This window comes from Stenotrophomonas sp. FW305-C-20-S1 (assembly GCF_058783335.1).
In genome coordinates, this window is the sequence record NZ_JBYTEK010000056.1 from 1 (window position 1) to 20,130 (window position 20,130).

General features: G+C 68.2%; 17 protein-coding genes. 5 read left to right on the forward strand and 12 right to left on the reverse strand.

The genetic code is table 11. The features are described 5' to 3' along the window. Nucleotides 1-59: 59 nt before the first annotated feature. Both AC3WTC_RS19395 and AC3WTC_RS19400 read right to left on the reverse strand, forming a co-directional pair. On the reverse strand, nucleotides 60-587 hold the full coding sequence (locus AC3WTC_RS19395) for a GNAT family N-acetyltransferase (RefSeq protein WP_492712322.1): 528 nt from the start codon (nucleotides 585-587) through the stop codon (nucleotides 60-62). Between the two features lie 262 nt (nucleotides 588-849). Next, a complete protein-coding gene (locus tag AC3WTC_RS19400) occupies nucleotides 850-2,826 on the reverse strand; it encodes a UvrD-helicase domain-containing protein (RefSeq protein WP_492712323.1) in 1,977 nt (658 codons plus the stop codon). 102 nt (nucleotides 2,827-2,928) lie between these two features. Here AC3WTC_RS19400 and AC3WTC_RS19405 point away from each other — a divergent pair, with 102 nt between their 5' ends. Both AC3WTC_RS19405 and AC3WTC_RS19410 read left to right on the forward strand, forming a co-directional pair. Further along, nucleotides 2,929-3,549, forward strand: a complete 621-nt coding sequence (locus AC3WTC_RS19405) for a thymidine kinase (protein WP_025875442.1) — start codon at nucleotides 2,929-2,931, stop codon at nucleotides 3,547-3,549. 81 nt (nucleotides 3,550-3,630) lie between these two features. Continuing rightward, nucleotides 3,631-4,350 carry an SEL1-like repeat protein gene (locus tag AC3WTC_RS19410; RefSeq protein ID WP_492712324.1) on the forward strand — a complete coding sequence of 240 codons (720 nt, stop codon included), beginning with the start codon at nucleotides 3,631-3,633 and terminating at the stop codon, nucleotides 4,348-4,350. A 37-nt stretch (nucleotides 4,351-4,387) separates the two neighbouring features. Here AC3WTC_RS19410 and AC3WTC_RS19415 read toward each other — a convergent pair whose 3' ends face one another. The 7 genes from AC3WTC_RS19415 to AC3WTC_RS19445 form a co-directional block, all read right to left on the reverse strand. Next, entirely contained in the window at nucleotides 4,388-5,992 is a 1,605-nt protein-coding gene (locus AC3WTC_RS19415; protein ID WP_025875446.1) for an OpgD/OpgG family glucan biosynthesis protein, read from the reverse strand. A 48-nt stretch (nucleotides 5,993-6,040) separates the two neighbouring features. Continuing rightward, on the reverse strand, nucleotides 6,041-8,506 hold the full coding sequence (locus tag AC3WTC_RS19420; protein ID WP_492712326.1) for a serine/threonine-protein kinase: 2,466 nt from the start codon (nucleotides 8,504-8,506) through the stop codon (nucleotides 6,041-6,043). 18 nt (nucleotides 8,507-8,524) lie between these two features. Next, nucleotides 8,525-9,091 (reverse strand): ECF-type sigma factor, encoded by a 567-nt coding sequence (locus tag AC3WTC_RS19425; RefSeq protein WP_025875449.1) that lies wholly within the window; start codon nucleotides 9,089-9,091, stop codon nucleotides 8,525-8,527. A gap of 69 nt (nucleotides 9,092-9,160) precedes the next feature. Then, entirely contained in the window at nucleotides 9,161-9,973 is an 813-nt protein-coding gene (gene mutM, locus AC3WTC_RS19430; RefSeq protein WP_140228130.1) for a bifunctional DNA-formamidopyrimidine glycosylase/DNA-(apurinic or apyrimidinic site) lyase, read from the reverse strand. Between the two features lie 85 nt (nucleotides 9,974-10,058). Then, nucleotides 10,059-10,709, reverse strand: coding sequence for a hypothetical protein (locus AC3WTC_RS19435; protein WP_025875453.1), 651 nt, complete (start codon nucleotides 10,707-10,709; stop codon nucleotides 10,059-10,061). Between the two features lie 43 nt (nucleotides 10,710-10,752). Next, nucleotides 10,753-11,088, reverse strand: a complete 336-nt coding sequence (locus AC3WTC_RS19440) for an EF-hand domain-containing protein (protein ID WP_025875455.1) — start codon at nucleotides 11,086-11,088, stop codon at nucleotides 10,753-10,755. Next, on the reverse strand, nucleotides 11,085-12,287 hold the full coding sequence (locus AC3WTC_RS19445) for a DesA family fatty acid desaturase (RefSeq protein ID WP_025875457.1): 1,203 nt from the start codon (nucleotides 12,285-12,287) through the stop codon (nucleotides 11,085-11,087). The genes AC3WTC_RS19440 and AC3WTC_RS19445 overlap by 4 nt, the downstream gene beginning before the upstream one ends. 215 nt (nucleotides 12,288-12,502) lie before the next feature. Here AC3WTC_RS19445 and AC3WTC_RS19450 point away from each other — a divergent pair, with 215 nt between their 5' ends. Beyond that, nucleotides 12,503-13,261, forward strand: coding sequence for an ABC transporter ATP-binding protein (locus tag AC3WTC_RS19450; RefSeq protein ID WP_223483189.1), 759 nt, complete (start codon nucleotides 12,503-12,505; stop codon nucleotides 13,259-13,261). 46 nt (nucleotides 13,262-13,307) lie between these two features. On the opposite strand, the gene AC3WTC_RS19455 is transcribed toward AC3WTC_RS19450, so the two are convergent. Then, the gene (locus AC3WTC_RS19455; RefSeq protein ID WP_492712327.1) at nucleotides 13,308-14,507 is read right to left on the reverse strand and encodes a DUF4785 domain-containing protein; all 1,200 of its coding nucleotides are present in this window, start codon (nucleotides 14,505-14,507) and stop codon (nucleotides 13,308-13,310) included. Nucleotides 14,508-14,518: 11 nt separating this feature from the next. Beyond that, entirely contained in the window at nucleotides 14,519-15,397 is an 879-nt protein-coding gene (locus AC3WTC_RS19460; protein ID WP_033832663.1) for a hypothetical protein, read from the reverse strand. A gap of 232 nt (nucleotides 15,398-15,629) precedes the next feature. On the opposite strand from AC3WTC_RS19460, the gene AC3WTC_RS19465 reads away from it, so the two are divergent. After that, nucleotides 15,630-16,472 (forward strand): acid phosphatase, encoded by an 843-nt coding sequence (locus tag AC3WTC_RS19465; RefSeq protein ID WP_025875465.1) that lies wholly within the window; start codon nucleotides 15,630-15,632, stop codon nucleotides 16,470-16,472. 145 nt (nucleotides 16,473-16,617) lie between these two features. Here AC3WTC_RS19465 and AC3WTC_RS19470 read toward each other — a convergent pair whose 3' ends face one another. Continuing rightward, a complete protein-coding gene (locus AC3WTC_RS19470; protein WP_492712329.1) occupies nucleotides 16,618-18,888 on the reverse strand; it encodes a TonB-dependent receptor in 2,271 nt (756 codons plus the stop codon). Between the two features lie 159 nt (nucleotides 18,889-19,047). Between AC3WTC_RS19470 and AC3WTC_RS19475 the strand changes: the two genes are divergently transcribed. Then, a complete protein-coding gene (locus AC3WTC_RS19475; RefSeq protein WP_080150233.1) occupies nucleotides 19,048-20,052 on the forward strand; it encodes a TIGR00266 family protein in 1,005 nt (334 codons plus the stop codon). The last annotated feature ends 78 nt before the right edge of the window (nucleotides 20,053-20,130 follow it).

Consider the following 20,130-nt stretch of genomic DNA (forward strand, 5'->3'; position numbering starts at 1 on the left):
CCCCCCCCCCCCCCCCCCCCCCCCCCCCCCCCCCCCCCCCCCCCCCCCCCCCCCCCCCACTACCCGACGTCGGCCGCACCCAAGGTAGCGAACAGCCGGCTGGGTGTTTCGATGCCCGGCAGCTGGATGACCCCGCGCTCGTGCATGCCCAGGCCCAGCAGCACCTTCGCCGAGGCGATGTTGTCCAGATCGGTGATGCCGTAGAGATCCATCAGGCCCAGCGCCGTGCGCGCGTGATTGAACACCGCCCGTGCCGCCTCGCTGGCATAGCCCTGCCCCGCGTATGCGGACAGCACCGCGTAGCCGATATCCGGTGCCGGCAACCCCTCGCGGCGCACCAGCCCGGCGTTGCCCAGCCACGCACCATCGGACAGCCGCTCGATCGCATACATGCCGAAGCCATTCAACGCATAACTCTGCAGCACACGCAGGGCGATGTACTCGCGCGCCTGCGCTTCGTCGCGCACGTTGCGGTCACCAATGAATCGCACGAAGCCCGGATCATTGAGCAGGGCCAGCATCGGTGCCGCATCGCGGTCCGGTTCAATGGCCCGCAGGCGCAGGCGTTCGCTTTCAATCGGGTGCACGGACAGGTCTCCAGCCAGAGACCCCGATTGTGCCTCAGCCCCCGGTTGTTGATTTTGATTTTCTTTGCATTGCCGTGGCAGGACGCGCCCGGAATCTGTCAGAGGCCGGTCGGGGTGGGTTCGCGGGGGTATCCGCGCCATGGATGGCGCGGCTAAGCCCCCAGGGACGGGTTCACGGCGTCCCCCGCGAACCCACCCCGACCGGCCACACCGCGTAGCCAACGCGCGCTCGACCACGGAGGGGCGGCGCCGTTGGAGCGCCTTAGTCGAACAACGCCTCGATCGCCGCCAACCCCGCCGTCGCCCGCTCCTTCTTCCGCGCCGCATCCGCCACCGGATCAGCGCCATCGCGCTGGATCTCCTCGGCCGGGATCTCCTCGAAGAAGCGGCTCGGCTTCAGCCGCACATGCTCGCCGAACTTGCGGGTCAGCTTGCTGTAGCTCATCCACAGCTGGATCTTGGCGCGGGTGATGCCCACGTACAGCAGGCGCCGCTCTTCCTGCAGATTGCCCTCGTCCAGGCTGACCTGGTGCGGCAGCACGCCATCCTCGCAGCCGACGATGAACACATAGGGGAATTCCAGGCCCTTGGAGGCGTGCATGGTCATCATCCGCACCTGGTTGCCGCCCTCGTCCTTGTCACTGCGCGACAACAGCGCCAGCTGGCCGGCCAGATCGGCCGCGGTGGCACCACGCGGGCCACCCTCGAACCACTGCGCCAGTTCTTCGATGTTGTTGGCGCGACGCTGGTAGCTGGCTTCTTCCTTGGCCTGCTGCCGCAGCTCGCTGAGCAGGCCCGATTCCTTGGCGACCTTGCGGATCATGTCGCCGGAGCTGATCTGCCGCGTCTGCGCGCGCAGGTCACGCAGGATGTCGGTGAAGCGCGCCAGGCTGTTGGCCGCGCGCGGTGGCAGCTGCTGCAGCGCGCCGATCGCCTCGGCGGCCTGCGCCATCGGCATGTCCTTTTCCGAGGCCAGTTCGGCCAGCTTGGCCAGGGTGCCGGCGCCGACCTCGCGCTTGGGCGACTGCACCGCACGCAGGAACGCGGTGTCGTCGTCCGGGTTCACCAGCAGCCGCAGCCAGGCCAGCGTGTCCTTCACTTCCTGGCGCTCCAGGAACATGGTGCCGCCGGTCAGGTGGTAGGGGATGCGCAGCAGCTGCATGGCCTTTTCCAGCGGACGCGACTGGAAGTTGCCGCGGAACAGGATGCAGAAATCGCTCCACGGCACGTTGCGCGTCTGCGCTACGAACGCGATCTCGGCGGCGACCTTCTCGGCCTCGTGTTCGCTGTTGCGGCACTCCCACACACGGATGCGCTCGCCGTCGGCCTGGTCGCTCCACAGCTTCTTCAGGTGTTCGTGCGGATTGTTGGCGATCAGCGCGTTGGCCGCGCGCAGCACGCGGTTGGAACACCGGTAGTTCTGCTCCAGCTTGATGATTTCCAGCGCCGGGTAATCGCGCCCCATCTGCTGCAGGTTTTCCGGGTTGGCACCGCGCCAGGCGTAGATCGACTGGTCGTCATCGCCCACGCAGGTGAAGTTGCCCCTGTCACCGGCCAGCTGCTTGAGCAGGCGGTACTGCGCATCGTTGGTGTCCTGGCATTCGTCGACCAGCAGGTAGCCGATGCGCTCGCGCCAGGCCAGCGCGATCTCCGGGTTCTCTTCCAGGATCTGCACCGGCAACCGGATCAGGTCGTCGAAGTCCACTGCGTTGAACGCGCTCAGGCGCAACTGGTAGCGCTCGTAGATGCCGGCCGCTTCCTTCTCGCGGTTGCTGCGCGCAGCGGCCATCGCCTGCTCCGGCGACAGGCCAGCGTTCTTGGCGCGCGACACCAGGTTCTTCATGTCCTCGATGTCGTCCGGCTTGGCGCCGTACATCAGGTCCTTGATCTGCGCGGCCGCGTCATCGGCATCGAAAATAGAGAAACCGCGCTTGAGCCCGACGGCGGCATGCTCGATCTGCAGGAACTTCAGGCCCAGCGCATGGAAGGTGCAGATGGTCACTTCATCGGCATCCTGCTCGCGCAGGCGCTTGGCCACGCGCTCGCGCATTTCCTTGGCCGACTTGTTGGTGAAGGTGATCGCGGCGATGCGCTTGGCCGGGTAGCGGCCACAGCCGATCAGGTGGGCGATCTTTTCCACGATCACGCGCGTCTTGCCGCTGCCGGCGCCGGCGAGCACCAGCAGCGGTCCTTCGATGTGGAGGACGGCGGCAGCTTGGGGGGGATTGAGACCGTGCATTGGGGTGCGATTGTAGCGGGCGTTGGTGGCGGCCACAGCCGCCGGCCGGTGGGCTTGCTGAACGGCTTCGGCCGGCGCCGGGTGGCGTCGTACAATCGGCCGATGGCCAAGCTCTATTTCTACTATTCGGCGATGAACGCCGGCAAGACCACCACCCTGCTGCAGAGCGCGCACAACTACCGCGAGCGCGGCATGCGCGTGGCGATCCTGACCCCGCGCCTGGACGACCGTGCCGGCGCGGGCGTGGTCGCTTCGCGGATCGGCCTGCGCGCCGACGGCATGGCCTTCGAACGCGACACCGACCTGCAGCAGTGGGTCAGCCAGGATCTGCAGGCCAACGGGCCGCTGGGCTGCGTGCTGGTGGACGAGGCGCAGTTCCTCAGCCGCAGCCAGGTCTGGCAGCTCAGCGAAGTGGTCGACCAGCTGCGCATCCCGGTGCTGTGCTACGGCCTGCGCACCGATTTCCGCGGCGAGCTGTTCGAGGGCAGCCAGTACCTGCTGGCCTGGGCCGACGAGATGCAGGAGATCAAGACGATCTGCCACAGTGGCAAGAAGGCGACCATGACCGTGCGCGTGGACGAACATGGCCATGCCGTGCAGGACGGCCCGCAGGTGGAGATCGGCGGCAACGAGCGCTACGTGTCGGTCAGCCGCGCCGAGTTCAAGAAGATCACCCGTGGCGAGGGGCGGATCGATCCGGCGCAGGCACCGCTGCCGTTGTAGGGCATGGCATCCAGCCGTTTACAAGTGGACGGCTACCTGCCTAGGCTGCGGCAACGTCTGCTGCCGAACTGGAAGTCCGCCATGCGTTCCGCCCTGCTGTTGATTCCCCTGTTGTTCCTGCCTGTACTTGCCGTCGCCTCCGGCCAGGGGCCCGCCGCTCCGCTGGATGATGCGGCACTGCTTGGCGCCGGATTCCTGGACGGGCATCCAGACATGAAGTTCCGGCAGTGGGGCATGGATGCGCTGCAACGCGGAGACGCCGAAGCGGCGATGGACAACTTCCGCAAGGCTGCCCGCTACGCCGACAAGCCTGCGCAGGGGCTGCTGGGCGAGATGTACTGGTACGGTGTCAAACGTGCTGCCGACCCGGTCATGGCCTTTGCGTGGATGGATGTCGCGGCCGAGCGCGGATACCCGTTGATGCTCGAGCTGCGCGACAAGTACTGGGCAGCACTGCCGTTGGAACAGCACGATATCGCACGAGCGCAGGCGCTGCGGCTGCGCGATGAGTACGGCGATGCAGCGGCTCGCCCACGCCTGGCCGCGGAGCTGCAGCGGGGCAAGCGTACGATGACCGGGAGCCGGACCGGCTCACTGTCCAACAACGTCGACATCGTCTACATGGATGGAGGCGTGAGCCGAACCATCAAAGCCGACCGCCTCTACGATCCCACGTACTGGGATCCAGACCGCTATCAGCGCTGGCAGGACGAGAACTGGATGAAAATACGTCGCGGCACCGTGGAAGTCGGCCTGCCGACCCAGACGCCACCTCCAGCGGCAACCGAGGGCAAGCCATAACCCAAGGTGCCGGCAGCAAGCCGGCACCCTGCATCACTCAGTACAGGGTGCGCTCCGGCGCACCAGCCGGCGGCGGGGTGTACTGGTACAGCCAGGTTTCGGTGAGGGTCTTGCCGCCACTGCGCAGGTACAGGCGGATGTCGATCTGCTCGCTGCTGCCCTCCGGCGGCACCAGGTCGAACATCGCGCGGTAACCCTTGATCTCGCGCAACGGCCGCGCCGAGACGATCTCCACCCGGCCACGACTGGTTTCGACAACGGCTTCGACGTCGGCCTTGTCGATCAGGCTGGCCAGTTCGCCGCCTTCAAAGTCGACCGCAAAGCGCCACGAGAAGTACTCGCGCTTCTTGCCGATCACCCCGCCCAGGCCGGTGCGGCTGGCAACGCAATGGGCCAGCGGCGTATGCGCCGGCGGCTGTGCGCCCCAGTACAGGCGGTAGCCGACCAGCAGTTCCTGGCCCGGCTGCGGCTTTTCCTTCGGGTTCCAGAAGGCCACGATGTTGTCGAAGGTTTCATCGACGGTGGGAATCTCCACCAGCTGCACCGAGCCCTCGCCCCAGTCGCCCTTCGGCTCCACCCACAGGCACGGACGCTTCTCGTAGAACACGCCGTCGTCCTGGTAATGGTCGAAGTTGCGGTCACGCTGCAGCAGGCCGAAGCCACGCGGGTTGCGGTCGACGAACATGTTGAAGCGCAGGTTGCGCGGGTTGACCAGCGGCCGCCAGATCCATTCACCAGCGCCGGTCCACAGCGACAGGCCGTCGGTATCGTGGATCTCCGGGCGCCAGTCCCAGCCCATGCGGCGGTCGTTCTCGCCTACCTGGTACATGCTGGTGCACGGGGCGATGCCCAGCCGCTCGATGGTTTTGCGCGGGTACAACGCGCTGTCGATGTCCATCAGCAGCACATCGCCGTTGGTGACGGCGAAGCGGTAGGCACCGGCCACGCTGGGCGAATCCAGCAGCGCATAGACGATGATGGTGTCCGAGTCGGCCGCAGGCTGTTCCAGGTAATAGGCGATGAAGTCTGGGAATTCCTCCGGCTTGCCCATGCCGGTGTCGATGGCCAGGCCACGCGCGGACTGGCCGTACTGGCCTTCCTTGCCCACTGCGCGGAAGTAGCTGGCACCCAGGAACGCCGCGAAATCGCGGTCGGTATCCTTGCGCGTGTTCAGCCGGAACCCGGCAAAGCCGAGGTCGGCCGGCAGCTCACCATTCTTCAACCCGCTCTTGCCGTAGTTGAACGCGGCGCCGTCATAGGCCAGTTCCTGCGCCTTGCCGTCGACCACGTCGTACATGCGCACGGGCGAATGGAAGTACAGCCCCAGGTGGAAGAACTTGGCCTGGAACTTACCCGGCTGGTCGGCCCACAGGGCATGGTCCTGGCGGTAGCCGATCGACTGGTACTGATCCCAGTCCAGCGCCTCCAGCTTGCCCGGCAGCACCCGCTTGTGGCTCTGGTAGGGCGCCTGTGCCAGCGCGCGCGCCTGGCCCTTCAGGGTGGCGAAATCGAACGGCTGCGGCTGGCCAAGCCGGCGCAGCCCAAGCTGGCCACTCTTGCTGGCCGCACAGGCCGGCAGTGACGGCAGGCCGAAGGCGGCCAGGGCCAGGGAGGCATTGCGGATGAAGTCGCGTCGTTGCATGCAGGCGCGGGAGCAAAGGGAAGGTCGGCCATCATAGGCAGACAAACGTTAACGGGCAGCGGTGGACTCGATACCCTGTTCAGCCTGCGCCAATGCCGCAAGGCGGGCATCAAGCTCGTGCAGGGCCGGTGCCTGCGGACCGCGCTGGGCCAGCAGCAGCTGTCGTGCCTCGGCCAGCACGGTGCGGGCCTGCGCGATCTGGCCGGCCTGCTGCAGGACCTGCCCCTGTGCCAGCAGCGCCTGCGGCAGCAGGGCGACGTGATCCGGTTGGCGCCAGATCGCCACCGCGCGGGCATAGTGCGCCGCCGCCGCCGAGGGGTCGCCGCTGGCGCTGGCCCATTTCCCCAGGGCGAACTCGCCGTAGCCGATCTCGCGATGGTCCGGGCCCAGAGCGCCGAGCAGCTGTGCCTGCACCTGCCGCAGTTCCTGGCCGGCCAGCGCCTGCTGGCCACGCTGCAGGGCCAGCAGCGCGCGTGCGCGGCGGACCACCAGTGCCTCCGGGTGGCGCGGTCCCCATGCCTCCTGTGCCGCCTGCCAGGCCAGCTCCAGCTCGGCCGCTGCCGCCTGCGTGTCGCCCTGCCGGGCCAGCACATCGCCCAGCTGGCGATGCAGGCTGATCACCTGCGGGCTGCTGGCGTCGGCGCGTTGGCCGAGCAGGGCCAGCGCCTGCCGGTACCCCGCCAGCGCGGCCGGCAGGCGTCCGGCGGTGGCGTCCAGGGCGGCCAGATCGGCCAGTGATTCAGCACGCCCGAAGCGCTCGACCATCCCCTGGTGGCGCAGCGCAAGCGCCTGCTGGAACGAACGTCGCGCCGCATCGGCGTCACCCAGTTGGGCCTGGCAACGCCCAAGCTGGCTGTGGAACTCGGCCACCGCCGCCGGCAATGCCGCCGCCTGGCTGGCCGCCAGCGGTTGCAGTGGCTGCAGGTGCGCCAGGCACTCGCGTCCGCGCCCGAGCATGCGCAGTGCACGCCCGCGCTGGGTAACCGCCTCGATCTGCAGCGCCGGCGGCACCTCGCCCACCTCCTGCAGCAGCCGGCGCTGCTGGTCCAGGGTCTGCAGCGCCAGCTGGTAGTCGCCCAGGCCGATGCGCAGGCGGCCGATCACCCCTTGCAGCTCGGCCAGCGCCAGCGGCTGGTCAGCCAGTTCGGCTTCGCCCCGTTGCTGGCCGGTGGCCAGCAGCTGCGGCACGTCGAAATGGCCGTGGCGCTGGCTGGCCGCCTTGTCGAACAGGCCAACAGTGAAATCCTGCATGGCCTGCGCACGCGCCATTTCCGCCCGCGCCTGGCGCAACTGCCACAGGGCGAAGGACGTGGTCCCCAGCAGGGCCAGCGCGGCCAGCCCGGCCAGCGCCACGCCCCAGCGATGGCGGCCCACGTACTTTCGCACCCGGTAACCCACGCCCGGCGGACGCGCCTGGATCGGCTGCCCCTGCAGGTAGCGGCGCAGGTCGCCGGCCAGTGCTTCGGCCGAGGTGTAGCGCTGCTGCGGGTCTTTCTGCAGGGCCTTTTCCAGCAGCACGTCCAGATCGCCACGCAGTCGCTTGGCCTGCCGCAGCAGCGCCCGTCTCGGTGCCCCCGGCTCGGCGGCCAGCCGTTGCAGCAGCGCCGAGGCACGCGGTGCCTGCACATCCAGGATCGAGCGCTCCCATTCCGCGTCACTGTGCCGGCGCAGGCGATAGGGCTTGTGCCCGGTGACCACCTCGAACAGCACCACGCCCAGCGAATAGACATCGGTCAGGGTCGTCACCGCCTCGCCACGCACCTGCTCCGGCGCGGCGTAGTGCAGGGTGAACGCGCGGATTTCGGTAGCCGGATGGGCCGCGTTCGGATCGTCGTGGTCGAGCAGCTTGGCGATGCCGAAGTCGAGCAGTTTCACCGTGCCATCGGCGCGTACCAGGATGTTGGAGGGCTTCAGGTCGCGGTGCACCACCAGGTTCGCATGCGCATGGCTGACCACCGCGCAGACCTGCAGCATCAGCTGCAGCCGCGTTTCCAGCGGCGGTTGCAGGCGCCGGCAGTAGTCGCTGATCGGCTCGCCTTCCACGTAATCCAGCGCCAGGTAGGGCTGCCCGTGCTGGTCCACCCCGGCGTCCAGCAGTTGTGCCAGGTGCGGGTGCTGCAGGCGGGCCAGGATCTGCCGCTCGCGGCCGAAGCGCTGGCGCAGGCCGGGATCGGCCACGCCACTGCGAAGCAGCTTCAGCGCGACCTGGCGCTGGTACAGGCCATCGCAGCGCTCGGCCAGCCAGACCTCGCCCATGCCGCCTTCGCCGAGCGGATGCAGCAGCCGATACGGCCCGACCTCGCTTCCGGCGCGGCCTGGCGGTGTAGCGGTCCACAAGGGCTGGGCCATGAACTCGTGGCTGTCGGCTTCCTGCTGCAGCAGGCGTTCCAGTTCGCGGCCCAGCGTCGGGTCCTGCGCACTCACGCGCTGCAGGCGCAGCTGGCGGGCGGCGGGTGCCAGCTCCAGCAGCTGGTCCAGCCAGGATGACAATTGCTGCCAGCGGGCGGTATCCATGGTGTGGGTGGCGGCGACTCAGTCGCTGCGCATCGCGGCCAGCAGGAACAGCCGCGCTTTCTGCCAGTCGCGGCGGATGCTGCGCTCCGAGCGCTGGCTCAATTCGGCGATCTCCAGTTCGGACAAGCCGGCGAAGTAGCGCAGCTCCACCACCTTGGCCAGGTGCGCATCGACGGCCTGCAGGCGTTCCAATGCAACATCGAGGGCCAGCAGATCCTCGTCCAGGCGCACGCCGCTGCTGCTGTTCTCGGGAATCTCGGCCACCCGCTTGAGGTCGCCACCGCGCTTGCGCGCCAGCCGGTTGCGCGCGTAATCGACGACCACGCTGCGCATCGCCGACGCCGCATAGGCGAAGAAGTGCGCACGGTCCTCGAAGCGCGCCGCACCGCGGCTGCCCAGCAGTTTCAGGTAGGACTCGTGGACCAGCGAGGTCGCATCCAGGGTGCGTCCCTGCTGCCCGGCCAGCTGCCGCCGGGCCATGCTGTGCAGTTCCTGGTACAGGGTGGTCAGCACACGGTCGAGCGCGGCACGGTCGCCACCGCGCGCAGCATCCAGCCATACGGTGATATCCGGGCCTTCGTCCATCGCCAACGCTCCCCCGCAGCGGATGTCGGCTGGACTATAGCGCTGCACGTGTGCAGCGCATGAAGACGTTCAGCGCTGGCAGCGACTGCACCACACGCTTGCCCGCTGGCCGATCATGGCGTGCTTGAGCGGGCGGCCGCAGCCGGGGCACGGCAGGCCATCGCGGCCATAGACCAGCAGCTCCTGCTCGAAGTAGCCCGGCGCGCCGTCGGGGCTGATGAAATCGCGCAGGGTGGTGCCACCGCGGGTGATGGCGTAGTCCAGCGTTTCCTTCACTGCCGTGGCCAGCCGCCGATAGCGCTCGCGGGTGACCTTGCCGGCCTCGCGCAACGGGCTGATCCCCGCCTTGTACAGGCTCTCGGCGGCGTAGATGTTGCCCACCCCGACCACCACCGCCTGGTCCATCAGGAAGGTCTTCACCGGCGCGCTGCGGCCGCGGCTGCGGGCGAACAGGTAGTCGCCGTCGAAGGCGTCGTCCAGCGGCTCCGGGCCCAGCCCCTGCAGCAGCGGGTGGATCTCGCCGGCCGGCTGCCAGAGCAGGCTGCCGAAGCGGCGCGGGTCGTTGAAGCGCAGCAGGCGGCCGCTGTCCAGGCTGATGTCCACATGGTCATGCGCGCGCAACGGGGTGTCGCCGGGCAGCACGCGCAGGCTGCCGGACATGCCCAGGTGCAGCACGGCGCTGCCGATGGCGGTATCCAGCAGCAGGTACTTGGCGCGGCGGCGCACCTCTTCGATGCGCTGGCCGGGCAGCAGCTCGGCCACTTCCGGTGGAATCGGCCAACGCAGGTCGGCACGGCGCAGGATCACCCCGTGCACGCGGCGACCCTGCAGGTGTGGCGCCAGGCCACGGCGGGTGGTTTCTACTTCGGGCAGTTCGGGCATGGGACGATTCTACGCCCCACCACGCGACGCCGCCGGGCATGGCCCGGCGCTACCGGGCGATGCGCTGGGCAGCGGCTGAGGCGCCCTACACGTCCGCGGCGGGCGCTTCGACCAGGAAGGCACCTTCCACCAATGCACCACGCCCACCCAGCCGCCAGAACGCCAGATAGGGCCCGAAGTCGACCGAGGCCGGGGCCAGCGGCTGGGCGATGTACCAGCCCAGGTAGAGATCGGAGGCAAGGTGGTACAGCGCCTCGTCCAGTGCGTTCATCTGCGGGCCGTCGAGCGTACGCGCCTGGCGCACCTCATCGCAGATGACATCGTGCAGGTAGGCCGCTGGCCCCGACCCGCTCCAGGCCGACTGCAGACGGTCGGCGGGGGCTTCGACCACCGGCACATCGCGCAACGTCGCCTGCAGCGCGGGCTCGCCGGCAGCACCCGCCACCCTGGCCAGCTCATCCAGCCAGGCGCGCGCGGCGCGGGCCAACGCCTGCGTATCGCCCACGCGGGCCGGCTGCAGGTACAGGTGGTCGCCCCAGTGACCGGCACCGAGCACGTCCAGTGCGCGCGCACGCAGTTCATCGGCATGCGGGAACGTTGCGAACACCGCGGCCAGCATCTCCGGCCCGGTCACACCCTGCAGCAGGCCGGAGAAGTACCAGTCCTCCTGCTCGCTGCGTCCGGCGCAGAATGCCGCCCACTCCTCCATCAGTTCATCGTCGACGCGGTCATCCATGGCGAGGTTTTCCTTGCAGCGGTACGACCGTCATGATCGCCGATCAGCGTGGCGGTGCAGCCAGTTCCCGTGCATCCAGGAATCCGTCACCGTTGGCGTCCTGCTTGTGGAAGCGCTGCACGATCACCTGCCGCTGCTGTTCGCGGGTGATGGCCCTGCCCTTGCCGCCGGGCAGTTCGTCGGCGGTCAGCACGCCATCGCCGTTACGGTCCATGCGATCGAAGGCATACAGCATCCACTGCAGGTACTCGGCTTCACTGACCTTGCCGTCGCCATCGCTGTCCATGCGCTGCAGGTAACTGGCAGTGTCGCTGACCTGGGCCTGCACGGCAGGTGCGCACACGGCGGCCAGCAGCAATGCCGTCAGCGCAGCCCTCATCCGCCCACCAGGGTGTAGCCCTTCAGTCGCGCGGCATAGGCCTGCAGCGCGGCGATGCCGCTTTCCTCGGCCTCGCGGCACCAGGCCTGCAGTTGACGCAGGCGCTCGGCGGCATCATGGCCGCGTGCTTCCAGCAGCGTCGCCAGGCGTGCGCGGTATTCCACCAGGGTGCGGATGCGCGGGCGCTGGGCGACCCATTCGCTGAGCTGGGCGCGGCTGTCCGGCTTCAACCAGCGGCCGTCGTTGACCAGGCCACGGCGCAGCCGGCGCGGCAGCAACCGGCGCAGCTTTGCACCCGCGTATCGCGCTTCTTCGCGCAATGCCGGCATGAACACGTTGCGCTGGTAGTCGGTCATCGCCTGGAAGCGATGCGACAGCAGTGCCTTCAGGGTATCGGCGTCGGGCACGGCGATGTTGGGGCGCACGTCCATGGCCGGCGCGACACGCAGGACCTTGGCCAAGCGCAATGCCTGCAGCAGGCGGATCGCACTCCAGCCGATGTCGAATTCCCAGCGCCGCATCGCAAAGCGCGCCGAGCTGGGGAACGCATGGTGGTTGTTGTGCAGTTCCTCGCCACCAATCCAGAACGCCCACGGCGTCAGGTTGGTGGAGGTGTCGGCCGACTCGTAGTTGCGATAGCCCCACCAGTGGCCCAGGCCATTGACCACGCCGGCGGCCCAGAACGGGATCCACGCCATCTGGATCGCCCACAGGGCGACGCCCGGCAGGCCGAACAGCACCGTGTTGATGGCAAACAGCAGCACCGGGCCGAGGGTTGCGTACGGGGTGTACAGGCGGCGCTCGATCGCGTCGTCCGGAGTGCCGCGACCGTACTGTTCGATGTCCTCGCGCATGCCGCGTGCTTCGCGGTACAGCTCCACGCCGCGCCAGAACACCTGGCCGATGCCACGGGTAACGGGGCTGTGCGGGTCGTCCTCGGTTTCCACCTTGGCGTGGTGCTTGCGATGGATCGCCACCCACTCCTTGGTGATCATCGAGGTGGTCAGCCAGGTCCAGAAGCGGAAGAAGTGCGCGACCACCGGATGGAAGTCCACGCCCCGGTGCGCCTGGCTGCGGTGCAGGTAGAGGGTGACCGAGAAGATCGTGAGCTGGGTGAAGACCAGCAGCACCAGGGCCAGCTGCCACCAGCCCAGGCCCAGTACGCCACCGGTCAGCAGGGACATCAGGGCATCAGGCATGGCGGCTCTCCAGAGCGACACAGGTATGGAAGACATCATGGGCGCTTGCGTTGCAAACTGCACCTTGCACCGCTGGATTGGCAGCGCCATTCCGTGGCTTCGTTCACAGTTGGGGACCCGTGTTGTCGACCCTTGATCCGCGCATCCGCGCCGTAGACCCTGCCCCACCCGCCGGGGACCTGCCGCCCTTGATCGAACTGGACCGCGCCAGCGTGATGCGCGGCCAGGTGAAGGTCCTGCACGGGCTGAGCCTGCGCATCGCGCAGGGCCAGCACACCGCCCTGCTCGGCCCCAATGGCTGTGGCAAGTCCACCTTCATCAAGCTGATCACCCGCGAGCTGTACCCGCTGGCGCAGGCCGACGGCACGGTGGCGGTGAAGGTGCTGGGGCAGAACCGCTGGCAGGTCGACCGGCTGCGTTCGCAGCTGGGCATCGTCACCGGTGACCTCAGCAGCAACCTGGCCGACATGCCGGGGCTGACGGTGGAGCAGGCGGTGCTGTCGGGGTTCTTCGCCAGCTACATGGTGCCGGCCTTCCGCGAGGTCACCACCGATATGCGCATGCGGGTGGGCGAGACCCTGGCGATGACCGGTGCGTCGGGCCTGCGTGAGCGTGCCTACGCCGAACTGTCGGCCGGCGAGACCCGCCGGGTGCTGATCGCCCGCGCGCTGGTCAACCGGCCGCAGGCGCTGCTGCTGGATGAACCCTCCACCGGGCTGGACCTGGTAGCCCGCCAGCAGTTGATCGCCACCATGCGCGTGCTTGCGCAGCAGGGCATCACCCTGGTGCTGGTCACCCACCACATCGAGGAAGTGATTCCCGAGATCGAGCGCGTGGTGCTGCTGCGCGACGGCCGCGTGGTGGCCGATGGAGCGCGCGCCGAGCTGCTGCGCGACGAACCGCTGTCGGCCGTGTTCGGCGGCGCGATCACGGTGGTGGAACAGGAAGGACGGCTGACCGCGTACGCGGGGTGACACCGCGTCTGTGGCGGGGCGGACGTCCGGCCCGCCACGCCCTGCTTCAGAACCGCAACGCCAGCGCGCGCGACTCGATCGGTGCCATCCGGCTCTGGTCCTGCAGCTGCAGGTCGCGCAGTTCATAGGGCGCACCGAAGTCGGCAGGCAACGCGGCCTGGTCGAAGGGCAGTACCAGCGCGCCGCGGCCCGGGCCATCGAACCACGCTGCGGCATGCGCCTGCGCCACCGGCTGCAACTGGCCGTTGGCTGCGGTGGCATACAGGGTGCCGCGCGCCTCGTAGCGGCCAGCGGCGGCCACCTGCAACGGCAGACTGACCTGGCGGCTGGCCGGGTCGGGGGCGGCCTGGCCGGTGAAGCGTGCGGTTGGCCGCGCCACGGCGAAGGCGACCTTGCCATCGCGCAGCACGCCGTCGGCCTGGGCGAACACCTGCAGTTCCCACAGGCCCTGCGTGTTGCTGGCCTCGGCCGGAATCCTTACCTGTGCACGCAGGCTGCCATCGGTGGTGCGCAGCAACCGCTGCGGCCAGCTGCGGCCATCGGGTGCGACCAGCAGCGCTTCGCCGCCGAGGCTGCCACGCCGTGCACGCAACGCCGCCGCGCTGGCACCGTCTTCCAGCAGACGCGCCTGCAGCTGCACGTTGCCACCAGCCAACACCTGCGCCTGGCTGGCCTGCACTTCCAACCGCAGCGGGCTGTTGGGCTCCAGCACCTGCACCACATAGCGGCCCTGCGCCTGCGCACTCTGCAGGCGGTAAGCGCCGGCCGCGCTGGTGGTACCGGTGCGCAGCATGCTGCTGCCATCACCGACCGGCATACCCGCATCCTGCAGCTGGCGTGCGTCCACACTGCGCGCGATGCTGCTGCGCCCCGCCGGATCACGTACCTGCAGCGAGCTTGCCGGAAGCGCGCGGGCGCCCGGCGCCGGGCTGAGCTGGATCACCGCATCCGGTGCGCTCAGGGGCAGTTCCAGGCCGCGCTGCAGTTCGGCAGCGTCGACCTGCTGCCAGTAGCTGCGGCTGATGGCGGCCTGGGGACCGGGGGCCTGCAGGGGTTGCGCCGGGTCCAGTGCCCAGGCGAAGGCCAGCGGCGCGTGCTCGCTTTCATCGGCAGGCAGCGGCGCGGCAACCAGGCCGGCGGGAATCTGGTCGCCAGCGGCAACACGCAGCGGCTGCGCGGCCTGCGCCGATGCAGTGGAAAGGACCGCCAGCACGGCGGCAGCCAGCAAGGTGGAATGGATCGTCATGGTCATCTCCCTCACTGGGTCAGGTCGTTGCGCAGGATGCCGCCGAGGCCGAAGCACTCACGGCGGCTCTGGTTGTGGCTGAGCGGCTCGGCGCCCTGGGTGCGCGCCTTGTCGGTGAACCACAGCGTGCCGGCCGCCTTCTGGCTGCTGCACTCCAGGAAACCGTCCGAGCACGACGACAGCCAGTTCTGGGTGAACTCCAGGCCGACATTGGCGGAGTAGCCGCCGCAGTAGCTGTTGCTGTCCCATACCGCCGATTCGACATCGCTGCCGACCACTGCGCGGAACGGCTTGGGCAGGGCCGGACGGCCGGCGGTGCCGTACAGGTTCTGCGCGTTGTAGGTGGCCATGTGCCCCACCTGCTGCATGCGCACGGCATCGTTCTTGTAGCCCAGCAGCCAGCCCAGCGAGGTCTCGAAGGTGTTGCCGTTGAGCACGGCGTCGGCCAGCGGCGTACCTGCCGAGGAGGGCGCCAGCGCAGTGACCTTGCGCAGCCGGTTGATGATCTTCGGGTAGCGGCTGTCGTAGGTGGGATTGGACAGGATCCAGCGCATCACGTTGCCGCCGTTGGAATGGGTGATCACCACCAGCTGGGTGATGCCCCGGCTGTCGATGAAGCCGGTGAGCTGGTTGGCCAGGCAGCCGGCCGCTTCCGGCTTCCACATGTACTGGGTGAAGTCGCAGTTGATGACCACGTAGTTGCTGCTGTTCGGCAGGCCCTGGCGGACGGTGTCGATGATCGCCGGCTGCCAGTAGTCCTGCGTGGCATTGGTCTGCGCGCCGGTGCCGTGCACGAAGGCGACGCCGTACACATCGGCGGCCTGCGCCGGTACGGTCGCCACCCCAAGGAGCAGGGCCAGAACGGTACTTCCTGTTGCGGTGCTGCGCATCGCGTCTCTCCCTTCAGCGGATCCCCCCGGCCCGGCTGTGACCTGATGCTCATGGCGGCAGCGCGTGAAAATCCGTGCGCTGCGCCCGGATTCAGCAGATTGCCGACAATTGATGACCGTTTTCACCCAGTGCAGCGGGACCATGCCGGGTCTGGCCGTATGACCGATGGACGCTGCGGCCGGCAATCGAGGCTGCGATCATGGCCGGAGAGTTCCCTGCCCGAGTCTGCCCATGTCGTCGATCCTCCCCCCTGCCCGGCCGCTGCTGGGCCTGGCCATCGCGTTGTCGCTGGCCGGCTGCGCCGCCACCACCACCAGCAAACCGACCGCCGTCGAAGCCAACGTCACCACCAAGGCCGTGGGCTACCTGGACAAGACCGCAGTGCCGGCCAGCATCGATCTGGTGCCGGCACCACCGGCCGCCGGCTCGGCGGCCTTTGCGCTGGACGAGCAGGTCAGCCGTGAAGCACGTGCGCTGCGCGGCAGCCCGCGTTTCGCCCAGGCCGGCGTCGATGCCGAACTCGGCTTTCCGGAAGGTGCCAACCATTTTTCCTGTGCCGCCGACATCGACGTGGATGCAGTGAAGACCCCCGCCCTGTACCGCCTGCTGGAGCGCAGCCGCATCGACGCCAGTGCTGCCACCAAGGCCGCCAAGAACACGTACCAGCGCCCCCGCCCGTTCATGGTCAACGGCGAGCCGACCTGCTCGCCGAAGGATGAGGAGGGGCTGCGCAGCAACGGCTCCTATCCGTCCGGTCACACCTCGATCGGCTGGGCATGGGCATTGATCCTGTCGGAGATCGCACCGGATCGCGCCGATGCCATCCAGGCGCGCGGCCGCAACTACGGCGAGAGTCGCCTGGTGTGCAACGTGCACTGGCAGAGCGACATCCTCGAAGGCCGCTTCATGGGCGCCGCCGCCGTGGCCCGCCTGCATGACAACGCGGCGTTCAACAGCGACCTGCTTGCCGCGCGCAGGGAGATCGCTGCTGCGCGCAAGGCCGGCCTGCATTCCAGCCGCGACTGCGCCACCGAGAACGCCGTGCTGAAGGTGCGCCCGCAGAGCGCCTTGTAATCCACCGCCGCTGCGCTCGCCGGGCATGGCCCGGCGCTACCGGGCGCGACGCATGGGTAGCGCCGGACCGTTCCCGGCGGACGCGAAAAACAGAAGGGCCGGCATTGCGCCGGCCCTTCGTCATTGCATCACTGCTGCAACCGCATCAGAACTTCGCGGTGAACTCCACGCCCCAGGTACGCGGCTCGTTGAGGAAGCCGGTCAGGTTGTTGAAGTCGATCGCGCCGACCACGCGGGTCTGGTTGGTCAGGTTGCGGCCGAACACGGCCACGTCGTACTGGCCGTAATCCCAGTTGTAGCCCAGGCGCAGGCCACCTTCCAGCGAACTGCGGCCGCGGAATTCCGGCGACTCGTAGATGAAGAAGTTGACCGCACTGCGGTAGGCCCAATCGGTGTAGGCATACAGCTCGCTGCCGTCGCTGAGCGGGAAGCCCACGCGCAGGGTCGCGTTGTGGATCCACTTCGGTGCCTGCGGCAGCGGATTGCCGTTGACCAGCGCATAGGTGCCGCCATTGATGACCGTGGTCGGGTCGGTGATGGTGCAGCCGCCGCCACAGACTGCCACCGCCAGGTTCTTGTCCTTGATCTCGGTGTCGTTGTAGCTGCTGCCGAAGGTCAGCAGCACGTTGTCGGCCAGGTAGGCTTCCAGGTCCAGCTCCACGCCCTGGCCGATGGTCTTGTCGGCGTTGAGCAGGGTGGCGGTGTTGTTGGTGCCACCGACGGCGATCAGCTGCTGGCCGTCAACGTCATAGCGGAACACGCTGAAGCCCAGGCGCGCACGACGTTCAAACAGGTCGGCCTTGATGCCGGCTTCGTACGAAATCACCTTCTCCGAATCGGCCTGCGACAGGCCCGGTGCGAACGCCAGGCGACCCTGGATCGACGGTGCGCGGAAGCCCTTGGCCACGCGTGCATAGGCATTGACGTTGTCGGTCAGCTTGTACACGCCGCTGACATCCCAGCTGACGTCGTTGACGTCGGTGTTGGCCAGGTACGGACCGCTGACCGGGGTGCCGAACGGCACGGCCTGCAGCACGCTGGCACTGAAGTCCTTCTTGTCCTGCGTATAGCGCACGCCGGCACGCAGCTTGAAGCGGTCGGTGACATCGAAGTCGCCCGAAGCGAACACCGCCCATGCCTTGTTGCGCTGCTGCTGCACGACGTGGCCGGTCTGCGGGTTGCCCGGGGTCAGCGAGTCGTAGTTGAAGTTGTTGATGGTGACGTCTTCATCGAAGTAGAAGACGCCGGCCTGCCAGTCGAAGCGGCCCCATTCGTTGGATTCCACGCGGAATTCCTGGGTCCACTGGCGATGGTGCGGCAGGCCGTCGGCCGATTCGGACGAGAACGGAATCAGGCCCGGGCCGGAGTTGCCTGCGCCGAGGAACGCGGCGCCGTAGCCGCCGTCGATGTCGCCGCGATTGAGCGATTCGGCGGTCTCATAGCCGGTGATCGAATGCAGGGTCACCGAACCGAGGTTCCACTGCAGGCGCGAGCTGCCGCCCCAGGTTTCCAGGTCGGAGAAGTTCACGCCGTCGTTGGCGACCTTGTCGCGGTCGAAGTTCTCGACCAGCGCGTTGCCGCCCTTCTCGATGATGTTGGCGCGGAACAGGCGCGCGGTGCCGTTGAGCTTGCGCTTGTGCAGGTTGAACAGCGCTTCGAAGTCATCGCCTTCGTACAGGAACTGCACGCGGCCGGCGGCTTCGTCATAGCCTTCAAAACCACTGTTGGGCGCACCGGCACGGGTGTTGTCGACCCAGTCGTCACGACGCTGGTAGATGGCCGACACGCGTGCGGACCAGCGGTCGGTCAGCGGGCCGCCGTAGGCGCCCTGCACATTCCAGCTGTTGTAGCTGCCATAGCCCACGCGCACGTAGCCATCGGCATCCTGCGACGGCCGCGCCGAATCGAACTTGACCACGCCAGCCGGGGTGTTGCGCCCGAACAGGGTGCCCTGCGGGCCGCGCAGCACTTCCACGCCGGCCAGGTCGAACAGCGGGAAGCCCTTCAGCAGCGGGCTTTCCTGCACCACATCGTCGTACACCAGCGAGACCGGCTGCGATGCATTGAGGTCGAAATCGGTATTGCCCAGGCCGCGGATGTAGAAGCGCGGGAAGGCACGGCCGTAGGACGACTCGATGTTGAGGCTCGGCACGCGCGCAGCAAGGAAGCGGATGTCATCGCCCGCCGAACCGAGCACGTCGAGCTTTTCGCCCTGGATCGCGCTGATCGCAACCGGCACGTCCTTGGCGTTCTCGACACGACGCTGTGCAGTCACCTGCAGCGCATCGAGGGCGACCGGATCCTTGGCGGCGGGGGTTTCCTGGGCGGCTGCTACCAGCGGCAGCAGGGCGGAAAGAGCGACAACGAGCGGGCGCGCGACCGGAGAGCGGCCACGGGAAGTACGGGTCGGAGACATGGCGGTAGGCTGTGTTTGGAGGGGTGGTAAAACGGCGCTACCAGATAATTGTTGCAATACAGCACCTCCCTCGCAAATGCCGATCGTTCATGGCCGCCTCGCGCGCCGCCGGACGCTGCCGCTAGACTCGGGGTTTTTCCCCGCAACGGACCTGCTGCGATGACCCAGTGGTACTTCCATGCTCCCGGCCAGGCCGACCGTGTCGGTCCGTTCGACGAGGAGGCCGCGCGCCGCTTTGCCCAGGCCAATCCGCGCGCGCTGGCCTGGTGCCAGGGCATGACAGGGTGGACACCAGTGTCCGAAATCGCCGCCCTGCAGCACGCCGGCACCGGCACTGCGGCTCCGCCGCCGATGCCTGCAGTCACCCCTGCAGTCGCAACAGCGTCAACCGGCGGCCGCGCCGACCGCATCGACTTTCGCATCGTCGGCCATGAAATGCAGTTCGTGGAAATCGAGCTGGATCCCGGCGAAGGTGCGGTGGCCGAGGCCGGCGCGCTGATGTTCAAGGATGCCTCGGTGCAGATGGACACCGTCTTCGGCGGCGGCGCGCGCAGCGGCCAGAGTGGCGGTTTCATGGACAAGGTGATGGCGGCCGGCAAGCGCGTGCTGACCGGTGAAAGCCTGTTTGCCACCGTCTACACGCAGACCGGCCAGGGCCGCGGCAAGGTCGCTTTCGCCGCGCCCTATCCCGGCACCGTGCTGGCGATGAAGCTGGACCAGCACGGCGGGCGCCTGATCTGCCAGAAGGACAGCTTCCTGGCGGGCGCGCGCGGCGTGCAGATCGGCGTGCAGTTCCAGCGCAAGATCATGACCGGCCTGTTCGGCGGCGAGGGCTTCATCATGCAGAAGCTTGAAGGCGATGGCTGGGTGTTCATCCATGCCGGCGGCTGCGTGGTCGAGCGTGAGCTGGCCGCCGGCGAACGCCTGGACGTCGATACCGGCTGCATCGTCGCCTACCACCCGACCGTGGACATGGACGTGCGCCGGGTCAAAGGCATCCGAAGCGTGCTGTTCGGTGGCGAGGGCGTGTTCCTGGCCACCCTGACCGGGCCAGGCAAGGTCTGGCTGCAGTCGCTGCCGTTCTCGCGCCTGGCCGGCCGCATGTGGATGGCCGCGCCGCAGGGCGGCGGCAAGAGCCGCGGCGAGAGCTCGCTGCTGGGCTGAGCGGGCCGGCTGGACGGCTGGTAGTGCCGGCCGCTGGCCGGCAATCGCTGGGATGCATGGGTTGCCGGGGTTGCCGGC